This window comes from Agromyces solani (assembly GCF_058349925.1).
Genome location: NZ_JBYRER010000002.1, coordinates 649,230 through 667,546 on the forward strand (window position 1 = coordinate 649,230; position 18,317 = coordinate 667,546).

Here is an 18,317-nt window from a genome sequence, read left to right on the forward strand (position 1 = left end):
CACTCCGCCGAAACGGGCGCGTGCCCTCAAGATTGTATAATCGCTCGGTGCCCGAGATTCTCCTGCCTACGCCGTCCGCAACAGTTCCTGTCGTGAAGAACCGCTGGCGTGACGTCTTCGACGGCGAGCTCCCGAGCGGGTGGGTGCCGACCATGTCGGTCTCGGTCGTCATCGCCTCGTACAACAGCGCGACGCTTCCGCTCACCCTCGCGTCCCTCGCCGCGCAGGACTACCCCGAGGACCTCCTCGACGTCGTCGTCGTCGACGACGGGAGCGAGCCGGCCGTCGAGCTCGGCCCGGTGGTTCCGAAGAACCTGCAGCTGATCCGCGTGGAGGAGGGCTGGGGGCGTTCGAACGCCACCGACATCGGCATCAAGGCGACCAAGGGCGACATCATCTACTGGGTCGACGCCGACATGATCCTCTTCCGCGACAACGTCACCCAGCACGCGAAGTGGGCGCACTTCATCCCCGAGGCGGCCACGATCGGGCACAAGGGATTCATCGAGACGTGGGACTACACCCCCGAGACCGTGTACCAGAAGGTGCTCGACGGCACGATCGGCGACGACTACGACCCGACGACGTTGCACGAGCACTGGTCGATCGAGATCTTCCGGCAGACCGATGACCTCAACAACTCCGACGGTCGGAACTACTCGACGCACATGGGGGCCTGCGCGACCGTGACCCGCGCAGTCTACGACCGCACGTTCGGCCAGGACACGCGCCTCCACCTCGGCGAGGACACCGAGATCGCCTACCAGATCTGGCAGGCCGGCGGTGTGTTCATCCCCGTGAACGACGCGCGCACCTGGCACCTCGGTCGCGGCACCGTCCAGGACCACGCGGTCAAGGTCGCCTGGCACAACGACGTCCACTTCGCCCAGCGCATGCCGATCCCGCGCTACCGCCGACGAGCCGAGAACCGCGTGTGGGAGGTCCCGCTCGTGCAGGTCGTCGTCGAGGTGACGCCCGAGACGGCGAAGTTCGCGCGCAACTGCGTCGACCGCGTGCTCGCCTCGACCCTCACCGACGTGCACGTCGCGCTCGTCGGCCCGTGGTCCGAACTGCACGACGGCCGTCGGCGGGTGCTGGCCGATCCGATGAACGAGCTCTACCTGGTCCAGGAGTGGTTCCGTTCCGACGGTCGCGTGAAGTTCGTCGAGGAGGTGCCGGCGACGGTCTTCCCGGCGCCGTTCCGCCTCGACCTCCCGGTCACCGCGGGGCTCTCGTCGGACAGCCTGCGCCGGATGTACCGTCACATCGACTCGAACCGGCTCGGTGCGGTCCGTTTCTTCACACCCGGACACGGGAAGGACGAGTCCGTCACGATCTGGGATTCCGCAGCGGTCGCCCGTGCGCGTGCGTACGTCGACCCGGAGCACGACCTCGAGGACCGCATCGAGCAGGTCTGGGGATTCGAGTGGGGGTCGGCCGAGGAGGCCGAACTGCTCGACCTCCGTGAGGTCGACCTCGACGCGAAGGTGATCATGGAGGACGCGCGCGTCAACGAGCTCACCGAGCGCGTGGCCAAGGCGGAGTGGCGCCTGCACAAGGAGCTCGCCGCGAACCGCTCGGTGTTCCGACGCGGGATGCGGGCCGCGGTGAGACTCGTCGGCCGGCCGGCCGTGAAGGCCTACCGGTCGGTGCGACGGACGCCCCCGACTCCGTGATGAGCGGGGCCGTTCGCCCGACGCGGGTCCGTGACACGAAGCTGGACGTCGTCAAGGGCGTCCTGATCATCCTCGTGGTGTTCGGTCACTTCCTCGAGAAGTTCGGTCCGAACGGCGTGGGGGATGTGCCGCGCGGTTGGCAGAGCCAGCCGCAGGAGCTCATGCTCACGGCCATCTACCTGTTCCACATGCCGCTCTTCGTGGCGTTCGCGGGCATGACGGCACGTGCGGGGTCCGCGGTCCGTCGTGCACTGCAGATGCTCGTGATCTACGTCGTGATCCAGGCGAGCTTCGTCTTCTGGGACGGAGCGGCCTTCACGTTCGCGCCGGGCCGGCTCCTCTACCCGTTCTTCGCGCTGTGGTTCCTCGTCGCACTCGCCTTCTGGCTGCTGACCGTTCCGCTGATCGATCGCTTCCCCCGGATCTCGGTCGCCCTCTCGATCGTCATCGCGATGGTCTCGGCGCTGTCGCCGCTCCAGCCCGCCCTCCTCGGGCACAGCCGTGCGCTGTTCTACTTCCCCTTCTTCGTCATCGGCCACGTCTACGGGTGGCGCGTCCTCGCGTGGAGCAAGCAGCGCTCCTCGCGGTGGAAATGGGGGGCCGCTGCGGTGATCGGTCTCGTCACGCTGGCCGTCGTCGCCTCTCACCTCTACCCGCGCTGGATCATGGGCACGGCGACCGCCGACAACGTCGACGACGGCACGTTGGCCGTCATGGTGCTCAGGATCCTCCCGATCCCGATCATGGTGGTGGTCTCGGCGGCGGCGTTGCTGCTGATGCCGGAGCGCTCGGGAACGCTCGCGCGGCTCGGTACCGTCAGCCTCGCCATCTACGTGTTCCACCAGTACGTGGTCGTACCCTTCTCCTCGGTCACCTGGCCGAGCCTCCCGGGCTGGGTCTACGTGACTGCAGCGGTCGTGGCGACGGCGATCACGGTGTGGGTGACGTCGTTCCAGTTCTGGGAGACGGCGCTGCGCGAGTCGAGTCGGTTCGTCACCGACCTCTTCTGGTGGCGCTGGCGCGGAGACGGTCAGCGCCGACGCAAGACGGCCGTGCCCTTCTCGGTCGCCACGGATTCCAGCGAGAGTTCGGGGAACTCGGTCAGCCAGCGCTGAACGGTCGCCCGTTCCTCAGGGCGGTCGGCATCGTCCAGGTAGAAGACCGCCGTCTCCCGACACCTCTGCAGGAGCGTCGGCATGGCCGGATAGCGCGCGAACGTCCCGAGGTTTCCGGGCGGTCCGTCGACGAAGACGAGGTCGATGTCGTCGAGGTCGCTCATCGCATCGGTCTGGTACCACGGCAGATCGTGATCGAGTCCGGCGCCGCCGGTCGTCAACGGCGCGTGGCGCACCTCGACGACGCCGTCGAGCCCGTGCTCCTCGACGAGCCGCCGGCTCGCCGCGAGGAAGCGGTCGTCGTGCTCGATCGAAACGAGCCGACCGCCGACCTTCGCCAGGGCCTCACCCAGCCACACCGTGGATGCACCGCTGCCGAGCTCGACGACGAGGGCGGGCCGCGAACGGAGGATCTCGGCGACGATCAGTCGCAGCACATCGGGAGAGGCGGCCCAACCGCGCAGCGACGGCATCGGGTGGGTGATCCCGATCAGCTCGCGCAGTTCCGCCCAGGCCGCGCCCTGTTCGTAGTCGTGGATCCCGCTCGACGTGATGTGCCGACGCAGATCCACCCTGAGGGCCGGAAGCTCCGTTTCCCGGAGTTGCGCAAGAGCGGCCTCCAGATGACCCAGGGATTCGGCCGATGACCGGATCGCACCGGCCGTACCGCCGAGCTCTCGAGCGTGGGCCGCCTCGGACTCGGTCACACGACGTTGCAGGACGTCGACCTGTTCGCGAACGCGGCGGGCCTGGATGGAGGCGCGGCGAGCGTACACCGCACCGACGAGGACGACGAGACCGATGCCCCAGATCGCGATCCCCGCGACGGCTTCTGGGAGTCCGATCCACCCCATCGCCCACGAGGCGACGACGAGGCCGAGCCACGCCAGTGATGCGATGCCGATCACCGCGATGCCGACGAGACGGGGGGCAGACGAGGGCATGGCGCTCCAATCTCTGTGGCGGCCAGCATATCGTCGACCCCGGGACTCGCCTTCGCCGCGAAACCGCCGGCGACCTCGACGAATTAGTATGGTGGTGCGTTCACTCCCGAGCGCATTCCCTGGCGTCATCGCCGTCGGAGCGGTCAAGCATGGCTTTGATCCGACGGTCGTCGGCGGATGACCCGGTCTCCGGTGCGCTGCCATCCGCCGTGCACGTTGCCGATTGGAGACCACCCGAATGAACGCCGCCAGTAACGGCGCGACGGCGCGTGACGGCGCGACCACCGGTGACGGCGCGCCCCGAGTCGGAGCGGTCAAGATCAGTCTCGCGGTCGTCGGCGCGTTGGTGTCGACGACGGCGCTCTGCTCGACGACGCCGGGGTCGCTGCTCGCGCCCTCGACACCGGGTGCTTCGTTCACCGCGGTCGTCGTGTTCATCGCCCTGTCCGCTGCGGGGGTCTGGGTGCTGCGGTCTGCGAAGGCATCGATCTGGCTCTGGGCGGTCCCGGTCGGAGCGCTCCTCGCGGCGGCGGTCGTGGTCGGCGCCGCGTTGCGCGAGTTCGATCAGCTGGGCGCGATGCTGCACAACCCCGTCTGGTGGTCGATGCAATGGCTCGGCATCGCGTGGGCTGCCGCCGGTGCGGTAGCCGCGCTCATGGTCGTCGTGGACCGGTTGACCGCCGTGCCGGGCCCGGCCGATTCCCGGCCGACCTCGGCGATCGCACGCTTCATGGAGCGGCTGACCGCCGCAGACCGGCGGCGGCGCGCCATCGCGATCGCCGTCGTGGCGGCCGTCCTCTCGCTCTCCCGCATCCTGGTCCTCGTTCTGTGGTGGCCGGGCATCATCGTCCCCGACACCTTCCGCAGCTACGCCTACGCCCGCGGCACGTCCCCGTGGGAGTCCTACGAGCCCGTCGGCCACTCCCTGCAGATCGCTGCGACGCAGTGGCTCGGGACCGCGCTGGGCTTCGGGGATGCCGGCGGCGTCGTGCTCGGCGCGGCGACGCAGATCGTCGTGGAAGTGGCCGCGTACACGCTGCTCCTCACCCGGATGGCCGTCTGGCGCGTCGACCACCGCATCTGGCTGGCGTCGTTCGCGTGGCTCTCGCTCTCGCACGTGCTCGCGCTGAGCAGCATCGTGGTGGTCAAGGACGTTCCCTTCACCTCCTGCATCACGTTCTTCGCCGTCGCGATCGGGGAGCTGGTATTCCGATCCGATGCCGCCCGGAAGTGGTGGCCGTGGGTCACGCTGGTGGTGGCGGGCAGCATGGCTGTCGGAATGCGAAGCAACGGCATCTACGTGGTCATGCTGGGTCTCGCGCTCCTCTTCTTCCCGCTGAGGCGTCACTGGAAGAAGCTCCTCGCCGTCGTCGCCGTTCAGGCGGCACTCTTCGTCCTGTACGTCGGCCCGATCTACTCCGCGCTCGACGTCCAGCCCGGGCCGAAGGTGGAGACCTGGTCGGTGCCGATCCAGCAGTTGGCGCGAATCGCACGGGATGATGCTGCGGCACTGACTCCGGAGGAACGTGCGTTCCTCACCGAGTCCTTCGACGGTGCCGAGCTCGACGAACTGGTCACGCACTACGTTCCCGAGCTGTCGGACCCGATGAAACTCGAGGGCCGCGGTGCTTGGAACTCGAACTCGACGACGACGATGCTCTCCGGATGGGCCGAGCTGGCGCTTCGCTTCCCCGCGACCGCCATCGAGGCGACGCTGGCGAACACGGTCGGATACTGGGACCCGGCGTCGGCGCCGTACCAACTCCTTCCTCTGTACTCCGGGAACGACGTCAGGCAGATCCATCTCGACATTCCGTCCGGAGAGCCGACCGACGGCTTTCCCGCGTGGCTCATCGCCAGCGGGATCGTTCCGTCGCACGACTACTTCCTGGGCACCGAGAACGACGGTTTCTACGCGATCCCGGTGATCGGCCGCCTTGCTGCGCCGGGTTTCATCACATGGCTCTGGATCATCGCGGCCGTGGTCGTGATCCGTCGCCGGAACTGGACCTCGCTCGCCGTGTTCATCCCGTACGCGGTGCTCATGCTCACCCTGCTGGCTGGGCCGGGCAGCATCCAGCGCTATATGCTGCCCTTCTACGCCGCACTTCCCCTGGCCGCGGCCGCCATGGTGCTGACGCCGGCGGCACGGCCTCGGCGCGCCGGCGAAGGTGAAGCCGTCGACGCGGATCACCCCGAACCAGGACTCGCCGCACCGGACTCCTCGCCGGTGTCCCTCACGAAACCGGAGACCAGCAGTTGACCGCCGAACCGCAGATCGTCGCGATCGTCCCCTGTCACAACGAGGAGATCGCCGTCGGGCGGGTCGTCGGCGACCTGAAGGCGGCGGTGCCCGGCATCACCGTCTACGTCTACGACAACAACTCCACCGACGACACGGCACGCGTCGCTCGCGAGGCGGGCGCGATCGTCCGCACCGAGCGTCGCAAGGGCAAGGGCAACGTGGTTCGCCGGGCCTTCGCGGACCTCGACGCCGACATCTACCTGCTGATCGACGGCGACGACACGTACGACGCGTCGGCCGCGCCGGAGATGATCGAGGCGCTCCGCGAGGGGCCGCTCGACCACGTCCTCGGCGTGCGACGCCAGTCCCAGACGGAGGCGACCGCCTACCGTCCGGGCCACGAGACCGGCAACCGCATCTTCAACCGGCTCGTCGGCTCGCTCTTCGGCGAGCCCGTGAGCGACATGCTCAGCGGTTATCGCGTCTTCTCCCGGCGATTCGTGAAGTCGTTCCCCTCGCTCTCCCGCGAGTTCGAGATCGAGACCGAACTCACCGTGCACGCCATGAGCCTCCGAGTGCCGCAGACCGAGGTGCAGGTCGGCTTCCGCGACCGGCCCGACGGCAGCGTCAGCAAACTGCGCACGTACCACGACGGGTTCCGCATCCTCGGCCTCATCGGCAATCTCTTCCAGCACGAGCGACCGATGTTCTTCTACGGGGTGATCGCGTCGATCCTCGCGCTCGCCGGGCTCGTCTTCGGCATCCCCGTGATCGTCGACTTCGTGCAGACGGGCCTCGTTGCGCGGTTCCCGACCGCGGTCCTTGCGTCGTCGCTGATGATCATCGCGATGATGTCCTTCGTCGTCGGGCTCATCCTCAACGGCGTCCTCCACGCTCGACAGGAGGCCGCACGGCTCTCGTACCTGCGATGGTCGGCCCCCGGCCAAGACGGCCGGTGAACGGAGTGACGATCTCGGAGTCGGAGGAGTCGGAGTCGGGGTCCCGCCGAGGCGGGGCCGACGACGCCGCGCCCGACCCGCGTTGGAGGCGATGGTGGGACCGGTACGGTTCCATCCTGCGGTACCTCCTCGTCGGCGGGTTCAACACGCTCCTCGACATCGGGCTCTTCACGCTCTTCGCGAGCTTCCTCGGGATGCAGGCGTTGGTCGCGAACGTCCTCTCCACGGTCATCACGCTCTGCGTCAGCTACCTGCTGAACCGTACCTTCGTGTTCCGCTCCGATCGGAAGCACAGTCACACCCTCGTCCAGTTCGTGGCGGTGACGCTGCTGTCGGGCCTGGTCATCCAGTCGCTCGTGATCTGGCTCGTCATGGCGATCGGCGGTGCGGTGGCCCCTGGCGTGCCGACCGAGGTCATGGCCCCGATCGCGAAGGTCTGCGCGGTCTCGGTGGGCATGGTGTCGAACTACCTCGGCTACCGCTGGCTCTTCCGGTCGCGGTCGCAGCCGCACGAGAGCGCCTGAACCGCGCACGATCCGCGTCGCGCACTGGCGGAACCGTCGACGGACGGGCATCCTGTACCCAATTCGCAATGACGTACGGCGACCGCTCGGCGCCGACTCGCCGAGCAGCCGATGACGGTTGACACGAGAGAACCGTCGGGCGTCGGACCCTGCGCGGCAGCCTCCGGCGATCGCCCTGATGTTCGAAGAGGGTTCAACGTTGAGGGATCTGCGTCGCCTGTGGGACCTTCCGACCGCGCTGCTGTCCGTGGCGCTGGCCGGTTTCACCGTCGTCGGCGCCTCGTTCTCCGCCACGGACAGTGCCGCCTGGTTCTGGTCCTCGGCGGGAGCAGCGCTCGGCAGCCTCGTCGCCGTCATCGGGATCGCGGTGCTGCTCTACACGCTCGTCACCGTGGCGTTCGCCGCGCTCGACAGACGGTGGGACGGCTCGCCGCGCTCGGTGGGGACGGAGTCCGACCGGAGAGGGACGATCGCCGCCGACGGGCGACTGTGGCGGATGTGGGTCGCGCTCATCGGTCCGTGGTCGGCATGGTTGTTGCTCCATTGGCCCGGGAACATCGACTCGGACACGGTGACGCAGAAGCTCCAGTGGCTGGGACTCCAGCAGCAGACCGATCACCACCCGTGGTTCGACTCGATGGTGTTCGGAACGTTCTGGAATCTCGGAGAACTCCTCGGTGACGACCGGTGGGGGATGTTCACGTTCCTCGCGCTGCAGGAGGGTGCGATCGCATTCGGCGTCGCGTACATGCTGACGTACCTGGCACGACTCGGCTTGCCGCACGGGCCACGGTGGGTACTCGTGGTGGCTGCCGCGACGCTGCCGGCATTCTTCACGGGCCCCTCGGTCATGGTGAAGGACACGTTCGCCCTGGTGTTCTGGCTTCCGTTCCTCGTCGTGTACGTGGACGCTCTGCGTACTCGCGGGCAGTCGCTCATGAATTGGTCCGGTGCGATCCTGGCGATCGCGTTCTCCTGCGGACTCATCTTGACCAAGCGGACGAACGTCTACCTCGTCGCCGTCTGCCTCGCCGTGCTGCTCGCAACCTCGGTTCGAGGTCGGCGCTGGAGGATCCTGGCGGGCGGCTCGATCGCGATGCTCGTGTCGACGATCGCCTGGACGACCCTGGTGCTGAACCCGCTGGGCATACGCCCCGCCACGTCGACCGACGTCCTGAGCCTGCCGGTGCAGCAGACGGCGCGCATCGTCCGTGACCACGGCGACCAACTGCCGCCGGGCGAAAAGGCCGTCATCGACGAGGTGCTCCGATACGACGGTCTTGCGGCGGCGTACACCCCGCGGCGATCAGATCCCGTGAAGGGCCGCTGGAACCTCGAGGCATCGTTCGCGGATCGGCTCGACTATGCGCGCGTCTGGTTCGATCAGCTCATCCGCTACCCGGGTACCGCGCTGTCGGCGACGGCGAACAACACCTTCGAGTACTTCGCGCCGACCACGTCGATGTCGTTCCAGGACGACCTCGACACCAGCAGGTACATCGAGTACTGGAAGTCTCGAAGCCTCCCCACGACGACGGTGGAACAGATCACCGAGATCTCTGACGAACTGCACAATCCCGAGGCGCTCGTCGCGACGATGACGTCGGTGAACCGTGCCACGACGGCGTTCTCAACCGGCAACCTCTTGTCGACGAAGGCGTTCTACGCTTCGTGGATCCCGCTGATCGCGCTGGCCTTCTTCGTGCGCCGGCGGAGCCGGCTCCACGTGCTGGCCACCGTGCCCGCCTTCGTGAACCTCGCATTCCTCGTCGCCAGCCCCACGGCGCTTCCTCGCTACGTCGTCGCCTCGGTGTTCGGCAGCCTCTTCCTGATCGGGCTCATGCTGACACCGATCCCGTGGGCGCGGCGCGGCGCCGGGCGGAAGGCGACCGCTCCGGAACTGCTCGCCGATTCCGCGGGCGATCGCGCAGATCCCCGTCCCGAATCCGGGACGCGCTCGGCCGAAGAGGATGCGGACCACGGCAGCCGACCGTCGACCGCTTGATCCCCGGTGCCGCCCGGTCCGCAGCAACGGCCGACGAACGCCGGCCGCGACCGTTGGTAGCGTGGGAATCCCGGCGACGAGAGGACCCTCACCGATGTTCGTGGCGATCGACAACACCCCGCGCGACTACGCCTGGGGATCCCGCACCGCGATCGCCGACTTCCGGGGGCGCACCCCGTCGGGTCGCCCGGAGGCCGAGCTGTGGCTCGGGGCGCACGCCGGGTCGCCGGCGAGGCTCGTCCACGAGGCATCCTCGGGGCATGCGAACCTCTCCGAGTGGATCGCGGCCGACCCCGCGACCGCGCTGGGGCCCGACCTCGCCGCACGCGGCGCGCGCCTCCCGTTCCTTCTGAAGGTGCTGGCCGCCGCAGAGCCGCTCTCGCTGCAGGCGCACCCGACCCCGGCGCAGGCGCGCGCGGGCTTCGCTCGCGAAGAGGCCGAGGGCGTCGCCATCGACGCCTTCGACCGCAACTACAAGGACGAGTTCCACAAGCCCGAGCTCATCGTCGCGGTGAGCGAGACGTTCGACGCGCTCTCGGGATTCCGCCCGCTCGACGAGGTGGCGGGCGTGCTCGACGCGCTCCGCGCCGCCGACTCCGCCTCGGCGGATCCGCAACCCGGTGCGCTCGACCTGCTCGCGGCGCACCTCGCCGAACCCGAGCCGCTGCGGTCGACGGTCGAGTGGCTGCTGCGCGACGGTCGCGGCGGCGACTCCGGCGAGGCCAGCTGGGTCGTCGAGCGGGTGACCGCGCTCGCCGCATCGCCCGAGGCGGCGGCTTCCCCCTATGCCCTCTCGTTCGATACGGTCGGCGCGCTCGCCGAGGCGTACCCCGGCGACCCGGGCATCGTCATCTCGCTGCTGCTCAATCGGGTGCGGCTGCATGCGGGGGAGTCGCTCTACCTCGCGGCCGGCAACGTCCACGCCTACCTCGACGGACTCGGCATCGAGCTCATGGCCGCGAGCGACAACGTGCTGCGGGGCGGGCTCACGCCGAAGCACATCGACGTCGCCGAACTGGTCGACGTGCTCGACTTCACGCCGGGCGAGCCGCCGCGACTCGAGCCCGAGCGGCCCGGACCCGGCATCGAGACGTTCCGTCCCGATGTCCCCGATTTCGTGCTGCACCGGCTCGAATCCGGCTCGACCGCAGGCGATGCGGATGCCTCCGGCGGCGCCGCCCCGGTCGTCGAGCTCGAGGGGCCCGCGATCGTCATCGCCGACGGGGGGCCGATCGACCTGCGCGGCGCCCTCGGGGCTGTACGCCTCGAGCGGGGCGAGACCGTCTACGTGACGCCCGACGAACGGCGCATCGAGGTCGACGGCCCGGGCGTCGCGTGGATCGCGACCGTCGGGCGGGTCTGACGCGACGGGGAGGTCAGCGCCCCAGCCTGCGGATCAGCTTGGCCGGGACCCCGCCCACCATCGCATTGTCGGGGACATCGCGGGAGACGATCGCGCCGGCCGCGACGACGGCACCCGACCCGATGGTCACGCCGGGAAGCACGATGGCGCCCGCGCCGATCCAGGAGCCGTCGCCGATGCTGATCGGGGAATGCGAGACCGCTCCGGCTCGCCGTGATGCGGGACCGATCTCGTGCGTGTCGGTGATCAGCCGGACGAACGGGCCGAGATTGACGCGATCCCCGATCGTGACCTGCGGACGCACGTACGCGTCCCGATTGATGAAGACCGACGTTCCGATGGTGATCGGCCCGAGGAACTCACCGCCCCGGTAGATCGTCGTGCCGGACCCGATCACGATGCCGTCGCCGAGCATGCGGACGGTCTTGTCGATTCGGGTGTCTGAGGCGATCTCGTTGGTCACTGAGCCATGATTTCACGAGTGCCCGGCATTCGCGGCGCGCCCGCCGACGGTGCGGCCTTCGCTACCATTGGGAGCCGTGCGCAGCAGTCGACGTGTGATCGTCTTTCCGGCTTGGCCGCTCAACCCCTACCTGAACCTGATGAGCCTGGCGCCCCGTGCATCGGGGTGGGAGGTCATCGAGGTGACCGCCCGCCGAGAGCTCGAGTCGGCCGTGCGGCGACTCGAGCGGGGCGACGTCGTCCACATCCACTGGACGGCGCCACTGCTGCAGCGGGAACCCACCGAAGCCGATGCCCGGCGAGCCCTGCAGTCGGTCCGGACGATGGTGCGGCGGATGCGCCGGGCGGGCGTCCGGCTGATCTGGACGGTGCACAACCGCCTTCCGCACGAACTCCTCCACCGCGATGCCGAGATCGACCTGTACCGCCTGCTCGCGGCCGAGGCCGATGCGATCCACGTCATGGCGCCCGACACCGCCGAGATCCTCGCACCGATCTGCGTCCTCCCGCCGGATCGCGTCCACGTGATCGACCACCCCAGCTACGTGGGCGTGTACGGCGCGGCCGTCGACACCGCGACGGCTCGCACCCGGCTCGGTGTCGACGTCGCACGGCCCGCCGTGCTCTTCCTCGGCCAGATGCGCCCGTACAAGGGGCTCGACGTGCTGATCGGCGCGATGAACATCCTCGCCGCCGAGGGCGACGCGCCGACGCTCCTGCTCGCGGGCGCGGCCGACGCGGATGCCAGGCGTTACATCGAGCGCACCGTCTCCCCGGAGATCGAGTTCGCGTCGCATCTCGACTACGTCGCCGACGGCGATGTCGCGACGTGGTTCGCGGCGGCGGACCTGGCCGTGTTCCCGTACCGCGCCATCCTCAATTCGGGCAGCGTGCACCTCGCGGCGGCGTTCGAGACGCCGGCGATCCTGCCCGATGAGCCGCACCTGCGCGAACAGTTCGGCACGCAGTCGTGGGTGGGCTACTTCTCGGGCGGCGTTCCGGAGGAGGCGCTCGCGCGCGAGGTCCGCGCGCGGTTGCGGCAGCCGGCGACGTCCGCCGAGTTCACGGCGTTCAACGCTGCCCGGTCGCCGTGGCGGATCTCGAGCGAGTATCTCCGACTGCTCGCCGAGGTCAGCGGCCCCTCCGCATGACCTGGTGACGGACGACGCGCCCTCCCTTGGCGAGGGCGCGCGCGACCCAGGACCGGCGACGCGACACCTCCAGCACGTCGCGATGCCTGGTGAGCTCGAAATGGTCGAACCGGTCGTACTCCGGGAGGCCCGTCGCGAGGCGGGCCGTTCGCAGCCGACCCGTGCGAGTGTCGCGCATGACGAGGATGCCGCGCCCCGCGATCGGCAGGCGTCCGGGCCGGAAGTCGGCGACGATCCCGTCCTCCGTCCGCCTCGAGGCCGAGGACCGGACGACCCGGCCGTCGGCCGGCGTGAAGAGCGCCGGCTCGAGGTCGGCGGGGACCGGTGTCTCCGCGTCCGCGACGACCCGCAGCCGGCCCCCGCTCGTCACCGCGCGCAGCGTCGCCGGGGAACCGAGCCCGTCGACGAGCGACCGGCCGTCGGCGACCGGGAGGAGGGCGACCCCGCTGAGTTCCGGCACCTCGTCGAGAGAGGCCGGGAGCCGGTCGGCGGCGAGCGGCAGAAGCTCGGCCACACGCTCGGCGAGCGACTCCGTCGGGTCGCTCAACGCGGAGGTGAGGGCCGCCCCGAGGCGGCGAGCGAGCCACCCCTCGTGCGTCGCGAACAGGCGCAGGGCCGCCGGGTCGGCTCCGAGCAGCCCGATCCACTCGGTGAGCTCGTCCGCCGGCTCGAGCATCGGTCCGCTCGTGATCCGGGCCAGGTGCCCGGCCGCGTCGAACGCGCCCGCCAGTGCGAGTGCGAACACCAGCCGCTTGTGCGGGGCGGCGATGTCGTCGACCCCTCGGCCGACGGTCGAGAGGAGCAGCTCGACGGTCGTCCGGACGTCCTCATCGCGCGGGCGCTCGCGCTCGGGCGCTCGCAGGTACCGCGCGAGGTGCACCCAGCCGTCGCGCTCGAGGACGAGTTCGGCCTGGGCGAGCGCGAGGCCCGTCGAACCGTCGGCCCGGACGAGGCGGGCGCATTCGATCTCCTGGCCCAGGTAGCTCAACAGTGAGTCGGCACTCGCCGCCTTCGACGACATCGAGCTGCCGCCCTGCCGCTCGCGGTAGAGGTAGACGATGTCGTCGACCATGTCGATGGCTCGGGCCCGGAGGTACGTCGTCGTCATCGGCACGATGTCGTTGGAGCGCGGCACGTCGGGGAAGACGACCGCGGACTCGTCCCAGAACGAGCGCCGGAACACCTTGTTCCAGCAGGCCCGGCCGTAGAGGATCGACGGCACGTCGCGAGCCGTGAAGGCTCGGCGCGCGTGCGCGTACGCCGCCCAGTTCGCCGTCGGATGCCAGCTGGCGTTCGGCGAGAACTTGATGAAGTCGCCGAAGGCGATGTCGGAGCCCGACGCCTCGAGGCTCGCCACGAGCGCAGCGTACGCGTGCGGGGGAACGAGGTCGTCGCCGTCGCAGAAGGCCAGGTACCGGCCGCGAGCGAGCGCCACCCCGGCGTTGCGCGCGGATCCGCCGCCGCGCGTGTCCGCCCGGTGGAGCCGGATGCGCGGATCGGTCGCGGCCATCTCCCTGACCACGGCCGCCGTGTCGTCGTCCGAGTGGTCGTCGACCACGACGACCTCGAGGTCGTGGAGGTCCTGTGCGAGCACCGTCCCGAGGGTCTCGCGGATCCACGGGTGGACGTTGTGGGTCGGCAGGATCACCGAGAGCAGGGGGTCGTCCGACGTGCGAATCACCCGGCGATTCTACGATGGTGGTCGGCGCGCCCGAGGCGGCGCGAACGAAGCGACATCGAGATGGGGAGCTGATGGGTTCAGCGGCCGACGCGAAGAACATGCTGCGAGCACTGGCGTCGCGCGCCCGAGGGCGTGCGCTCGGAGTGCGAGGGCGTGTTGCGGCGCGAGCCGTGCCCGATGCCGATCGGGTGCGCGGATGGGTCGACCTCGTCATGCCGGTCCACGACGTCGGCCCGCTCGTGGAGCCGACGATCCGATCCGTGCTCTCGCAGGGGCACTGGAAGGTCCGGATCCTCGTCGTCGACGATGCATCGACGGACGACACCGCGGCCCGGGTCGCGAAGTGGGCTGCGCGCGATTCGCGCGTGCAACTGGAGCGGGTCGCGTTCCGCGACGTCAACGCGACGCGCAATCACGCGCTCGCGCTCGCGCGGGCCGAGTTCGTCGGGTTCCTCGACGGCGACGACCTGCTGCGCCCCGGCGCGCTGCGCGATCTCGTCGCGAGCCTCGAGTCGACGGGGTCCGACTTCGCGGTCGGCGGCTACGACCGCCTGCAGGGTCGTCGTCGAACGCCACCCGCGTTCTGGATCGACGAGGCGCACGAACAGCCTCGACGCCGCACCTCCGCCGAGGCGTTCCCGCTGATCATGGTCAACGCCGTGCAGTGGACGAAGCTCTACCGCCGCGAGTTCTGGGAGCGGGCAGGACTCCGCTTCCCCGAGGGCGGACACTTCCAGGACCAGCTCGTGAGCGCGCGGGCGTACGCCCGGGCGTCGACGGTCGACGTGCTCACGCGCAAGATCGTCGACTGGCGCATCCGCGCCGACGGGAGTTCCATGACGCAGCAGGGCGTCAGGCCCGGGCAGGTGCGCGACCGGTTCGCGACCGCGATCGCCGCGGTGCAGGTGCTCGCCGAGGAGTCGACCGACGCCGTCCGTCGGGCGAGGATCGCCCAGTTCCTGGCGAACGACGCCGCCGTGGCCACGGCGGAACTCCGCGACATGGACGACGAGGCGTTCGCGAACCTCCGATCGGGGCTCGGCGGCCTCGCCGCGCTCGCCGACGCGGAGATCTGGCGCGAGGTGCCCGCGGAGTCGAAGGTGCTGTACGAGTTCGTGCTGCGCGGCGACCGTGCGCGGGCCCGGGCGTACATCGAACGCGGCGGCCTCGAATCGATGCGCCATCCGCTCGTCGAGCACGACGGCGAGCGCTACATCGAGTTGCCGTTCTGGGGCGACGCCGAGGCATCCGTGCCGGTCGACCGCTTTCTCGCGGCGCCCCGCGAACTGCGCGCCTACGAGGCGACCCGCACGCCGAACAGCCGCCGGTAGGCGGTCGGGGTCGTCTGCAGCACCTTGACGAAGTGGTGCCGCATGACCGCGGCGGTGCCGAATCCGGTCTCGCGGGCGATCTCCTCGAGATTGAGGTCGCTCTCCTCCAGCAACTGCTGCGCCCGCAGCAGACGCTGGCGATTGAGCCAGGCGTTCGGCGTCGTGCCGGTCTCGGCCCGGAACCGGCGCGCGAAGGTGCGCGGCGACATGAGCGCCTTGCGGGCGAGCAGGTCGACGGTGAGGTCCTCGTCGAGGTGCTCGAGCATCCACGCCGTGATGGTGGCGAACGAGTCGCTGCGGCACTCGACGACCGGCGTCTGGATGAACTGCGACTGGCCGCCGTCGCGCTGCGGCGGCACGACCATGCGGCGGGCGACGATGTTCGCGGCGCTCGCCCCGAGCTCGGTGCGCACGATGTGCAGGGCGGCATCGATGCCGGCCGCGGTGCCCGCGCCGGTCACGACCTTGCCGTCCTGCACGAAGAGCACGTCGGGGTCGACCTCGGTGCCGGGGAAGTCGGCGGCGAGGCGGTCGGTGTACATCCAGTGCGTGGTCGCGCGGCGGCCCTCGAGGATGCCCGCCCTGCCGAGCATGAAGGCGCCCGAGCAGACGCTCAGCACCCAGGCGCCGCGGTCGACGGCGTCGCGCAGGACCTCGGCGATGCGCTCGTCGACGGGCTGGTCGATGAGCGCGGCGGGCACGGCGACGAGGTCGGCCGTGCGCGCGAAGTCGAGACCCTCGTGCACGACGAGGTCGAAGCCGAGCTTCGTCGAGACCGTGCCGGGGTCGGCGGCGACGACGTGGAAGTCGAAGACGGGCCCGCCGTGCTCGGAGCGGTCGATGCCGAAGACCTCGCAGATCACGCCGAACTCGAACGGTGCCATCTGCGGGACGGCGAGGCAGGCGATGGAGCGGAGCACGGGGGACCTCCGAACGGTCGAGGGCGGGTGGCAGGAAAGAGTCGATCTGTGTCAACTCTGCCACTGTCGGCAGGATCTTGCAATGCATAGATTTACTGCCATGTCCATCTTCGTGATCCTCCTCATCGCCGCTCTCATCGCGCTCGCCGTCTGGGGCGTCGTCGCCACGGTCTCCGGGCTCGGGGGCGACGGCTACGGCCGGCCCGAGATCCGCGATCGGGTGCGGCACGTCGAACGCCTGGGATGACTCGGGGTCGATCGACCTCGTCGTGCGCTTCCCGCACGTCGACCACCCGGGTCTCGATACGCGCTCCTCGCGTCTCGACCGGCGAGTTTCGTTAGGCTCGTGGGGGCGCCGGAGAGACCGTCGCCGGAGAGGCGGGACATGAGCTGGCTGGTCACCGGGGGAGCGGGCTACATCGGTGCGCACGTCGTGCGGGCGTTCCAGGCGAAGGGCATCGACACCGTCGTCGTCGACGACCTCTCCTCGGGGCGACGCGGGTTCGTCGCCGACGGCACGCCGTTCGTGCAGGGGTCGATCCTCGACGGGCGCCTCCTCGAGTCGACCTTCGAGCGCTACGACGTGCGGGGCGTCGTGCACCTCGCCGGCTTCAAGTACGCCGGCGTCTCGGTGCAGCGCCCGCTCCACACGTACCAGCAGAACGTCACGGGCACGTCGACCCTCCTCGCCGCCATGGAGTCGAAGGACGTCTCGCGCATCGTCTTCTCGTCGAGCGCGGCCGTCTACGGCACGCCCGACGTCGACCTCGTGACCGAGTCGACCCCGAAGCATCCCGAGTCGCCCTACGGCGAGTCGAAGCTCATCGGCGAGTGGCTGCTCGCCGACCAGGCCCGGGCGACCGGCCTGGCCCACACGAGCCTGCGGTACTTCAACGTGGTCGGCTCGGGCACGCCCGACGTGTTCGACCCGAGCCCGCACAATCTCTTCCCCCTCGTCTTCGACGCGCTGCTCGACGGGCGTACGCCGCGCATCAACGGCGACGACTACCCGACGCCCGACGGCACGTGCGTCCGCGACTACATCCACGTCGCCGACCTGGCCGAGGCCCACGTCGTCGCCGCGCAGCGCCTCGACGCCGGCGAGCCGGTCGAGCCCGTCTACAACCTCGGCTCGGGCGACGGCGTGTCGGTCGGCGAGATCATGCGCGCGGTCGCCGACGTGACCGGCATCGACTTCGCGCCCGAGATCGCGCCGCGTCGTGCGGGCGACCCGGCCCGCATCGTGGCGTCCGGCGAGCTCGCCGCCCGCGACCTCGACTGGACGATGCGGTACACCCTCACGGAGATGGTGCGCACCGCGTGGGAGGCGCGTCGCGCCGCCGCGTGATCGGCGTCGATTCATAACTTCTGTCCAACACCACGGCGTGTCGCGAGTGGCGTGAAGCCTCGACGGGTGATTGAGGGTTTACGATCCGCGACTTGACGCGCGGGAATTACACGGGTGTAATTGTTGTGACACACCCTCCGGGTGGTCGGTACAACTGGGTGGGAGACGATATGGCTAGTCCTGAATATCGTTCTGGAGTACCTGACGATTGGTTCGTCGATCCGGTCAGGCTGGGGGTACCCGGTGTGCGCCCCGCGGTCGACGACGACAATCCGTTGGCGTGGCAGAGCGACGCATTGTGCGCGCAGACCGATCCCGAGGCGTTCTTCCCCGAGAAGGGCGGTTCGACGAGGGACGCGAAGAAGATCTGCACCGGGTGCGAGGTTCGCGCCGAGTGCCTCGAGTACGCGCTCGGCAACGACGAGCGCTTCGGCATCTGGGGCGGGCTCTCCGAGCGCGAGCGGCGGAAGCTGCGCAAGCGAGCGGTGTGAGTGGCGGGGCCTGCTTCGGCGGGCCCCGCACTCGTCCGTCCCGGTTTCGAGGCACGCCCGGGGGAGTCGCGCGGCACGCGGCATGCGCCGCTTAGGCTGACT

16 protein-coding genes are annotated in these 18,317 nt (G+C 69.7%); 12 read left to right on the forward strand and 4 right to left on the reverse strand.

Translation table 11 applies throughout. The annotated features are described in order from the left end of the window. Positions 1-92: 92 nt before the first annotated feature. Together AC3RJ7_RS10710 and AC3RJ7_RS10715 are read left to right on the forward strand one after the other, a co-directional pair. Positions 93-1,676, forward strand: coding sequence for a glycosyltransferase (locus AC3RJ7_RS10710; protein ID WP_491455820.1), 1,584 nt, complete (start codon positions 93-95; stop codon positions 1,674-1,676). Then, positions 1,676-2,791, forward strand: a complete 1,116-nt coding sequence (locus AC3RJ7_RS10715) for an acyltransferase family protein (protein WP_491455821.1) — start codon at positions 1,676-1,678, stop codon at positions 2,789-2,791. The genes AC3RJ7_RS10710 and AC3RJ7_RS10715 overlap by 1 nt, the downstream gene beginning before the upstream one ends. Here AC3RJ7_RS10715 and AC3RJ7_RS10720 read toward each other — a convergent pair. Then, a complete protein-coding gene (locus tag AC3RJ7_RS10720; protein ID WP_491455822.1) occupies positions 2,707-4,173 on the reverse strand; it encodes an O-methyltransferase in 1,467 nt (488 codons plus the stop codon). The two genes, AC3RJ7_RS10715 and AC3RJ7_RS10720, sit on opposite strands and share 85 nt — an antisense overlap. Here AC3RJ7_RS10720 and AC3RJ7_RS10725 point away from each other — a divergent pair. The 5 genes from AC3RJ7_RS10725 (at position 4,166) to manA (ending at position 10,831) form a co-directional block, all read left to right on the forward strand. Beyond that, complete coding sequence (locus AC3RJ7_RS10725) at positions 4,166-5,998, forward strand: DUF6020 family protein (RefSeq protein ID WP_491455823.1); 1,833 nt, start codon at positions 4,166-4,168, stop codon at positions 5,996-5,998. The two genes, AC3RJ7_RS10720 and AC3RJ7_RS10725, sit on opposite strands and share 8 nt — an antisense overlap. After that, positions 5,995-6,939, forward strand: coding sequence for a glycosyltransferase (locus tag AC3RJ7_RS10730; protein ID WP_491455824.1), 945 nt, complete (start codon positions 5,995-5,997; stop codon positions 6,937-6,939). Before AC3RJ7_RS10725 ends, AC3RJ7_RS10730 begins: the two co-directional genes overlap by 4 nt. Continuing rightward, positions 6,936-7,463: a GtrA family protein gene (locus AC3RJ7_RS10735; RefSeq protein ID WP_491455825.1), complete on the forward strand. Its 528-nt coding sequence runs from the start codon at positions 6,936-6,938 to the stop codon at positions 7,461-7,463. Before AC3RJ7_RS10730 ends, AC3RJ7_RS10735 begins: the two co-directional genes overlap by 4 nt. Positions 7,464-7,662: 199 nt before the next feature. After that, the gene (locus tag AC3RJ7_RS10740) at positions 7,663-9,468 is read left to right on the forward strand and encodes a DUF6020 family protein (protein WP_491455826.1); all 1,806 of its coding nucleotides are present in this window, start codon (positions 7,663-7,665) and stop codon (positions 9,466-9,468) included. A gap of 94 nt (positions 9,469-9,562) precedes the next feature. Beyond that, a complete protein-coding gene (gene manA, locus AC3RJ7_RS10745) occupies positions 9,563-10,831 on the forward strand; it encodes a mannose-6-phosphate isomerase, class I (protein ID WP_491455827.1) in 1,269 nt (422 codons plus the stop codon). A gap of 13 nt (positions 10,832-10,844) precedes the next feature. Here manA and AC3RJ7_RS10750 read toward each other — a convergent pair whose 3' ends face one another. Then, positions 10,845-11,246, reverse strand: a complete 402-nt coding sequence (locus tag AC3RJ7_RS10750) for a DapH/DapD/GlmU-related protein (RefSeq protein WP_491455828.1) — start codon at positions 11,244-11,246, stop codon at positions 10,845-10,847. 124 nt (positions 11,247-11,370) lie between these two features. Here AC3RJ7_RS10750 and AC3RJ7_RS10755 point away from each other — a divergent pair, with 124 nt between their 5' ends. After that, a complete protein-coding gene (locus AC3RJ7_RS10755) occupies positions 11,371-12,444 on the forward strand; it encodes a glycosyltransferase (protein ID WP_491455829.1) in 1,074 nt (357 codons plus the stop codon). Here the strand turns inward: AC3RJ7_RS10755 and AC3RJ7_RS10760 are convergent. Then, a complete protein-coding gene (locus tag AC3RJ7_RS10760) occupies positions 12,425-14,125 on the reverse strand; it encodes a glycosyltransferase (protein WP_491455830.1) in 1,701 nt (566 codons plus the stop codon). The two genes, AC3RJ7_RS10755 and AC3RJ7_RS10760, sit on opposite strands and share 20 nt — an antisense overlap. A 170-nt stretch (positions 14,126-14,295) precedes the next feature. Between AC3RJ7_RS10760 and AC3RJ7_RS10765 the strand changes: the two genes are divergently transcribed. After that, on the forward strand, positions 14,296-15,456 hold the full coding sequence (locus AC3RJ7_RS10765) for a glycosyltransferase family 2 protein (protein ID WP_491455831.1): 1,161 nt from the start codon (positions 14,296-14,298) through the stop codon (positions 15,454-15,456). Here AC3RJ7_RS10765 and AC3RJ7_RS10770 read toward each other — a convergent pair. Beyond that, positions 15,420-16,376, reverse strand: coding sequence for a GlxA family transcriptional regulator (locus AC3RJ7_RS10770; RefSeq protein WP_491455832.1), 957 nt, complete (start codon positions 16,374-16,376; stop codon positions 15,420-15,422). The two genes, AC3RJ7_RS10765 and AC3RJ7_RS10770, sit on opposite strands and share 37 nt — an antisense overlap. A 100-nt stretch (positions 16,377-16,476) precedes the next feature. Between AC3RJ7_RS10770 and AC3RJ7_RS10775 the strand changes: the two genes are divergently transcribed. From AC3RJ7_RS10775 to AC3RJ7_RS10785, 3 genes are all read left to right on the forward strand, one after another. Further along, entirely contained in the window at positions 16,477-16,623 is a 147-nt protein-coding gene (locus tag AC3RJ7_RS10775) for a hypothetical protein (protein ID WP_491455833.1), read from the forward strand. A gap of 138 nt (positions 16,624-16,761) precedes the next feature. Then, positions 16,762-17,724, forward strand: a complete 963-nt coding sequence (gene galE, locus AC3RJ7_RS10780) for a UDP-glucose 4-epimerase GalE (protein ID WP_491455834.1) — start codon at positions 16,762-16,764, stop codon at positions 17,722-17,724. Positions 17,725-17,894: 170 nt separating this feature from the next. Further along, positions 17,895-18,215 (forward strand): WhiB family transcriptional regulator, encoded by a 321-nt coding sequence (locus tag AC3RJ7_RS10785; protein ID WP_231431566.1) that lies wholly within the window; start codon positions 17,895-17,897, stop codon positions 18,213-18,215. The last annotated feature ends 102 nt before the right edge of the window (positions 18,216-18,317 follow it).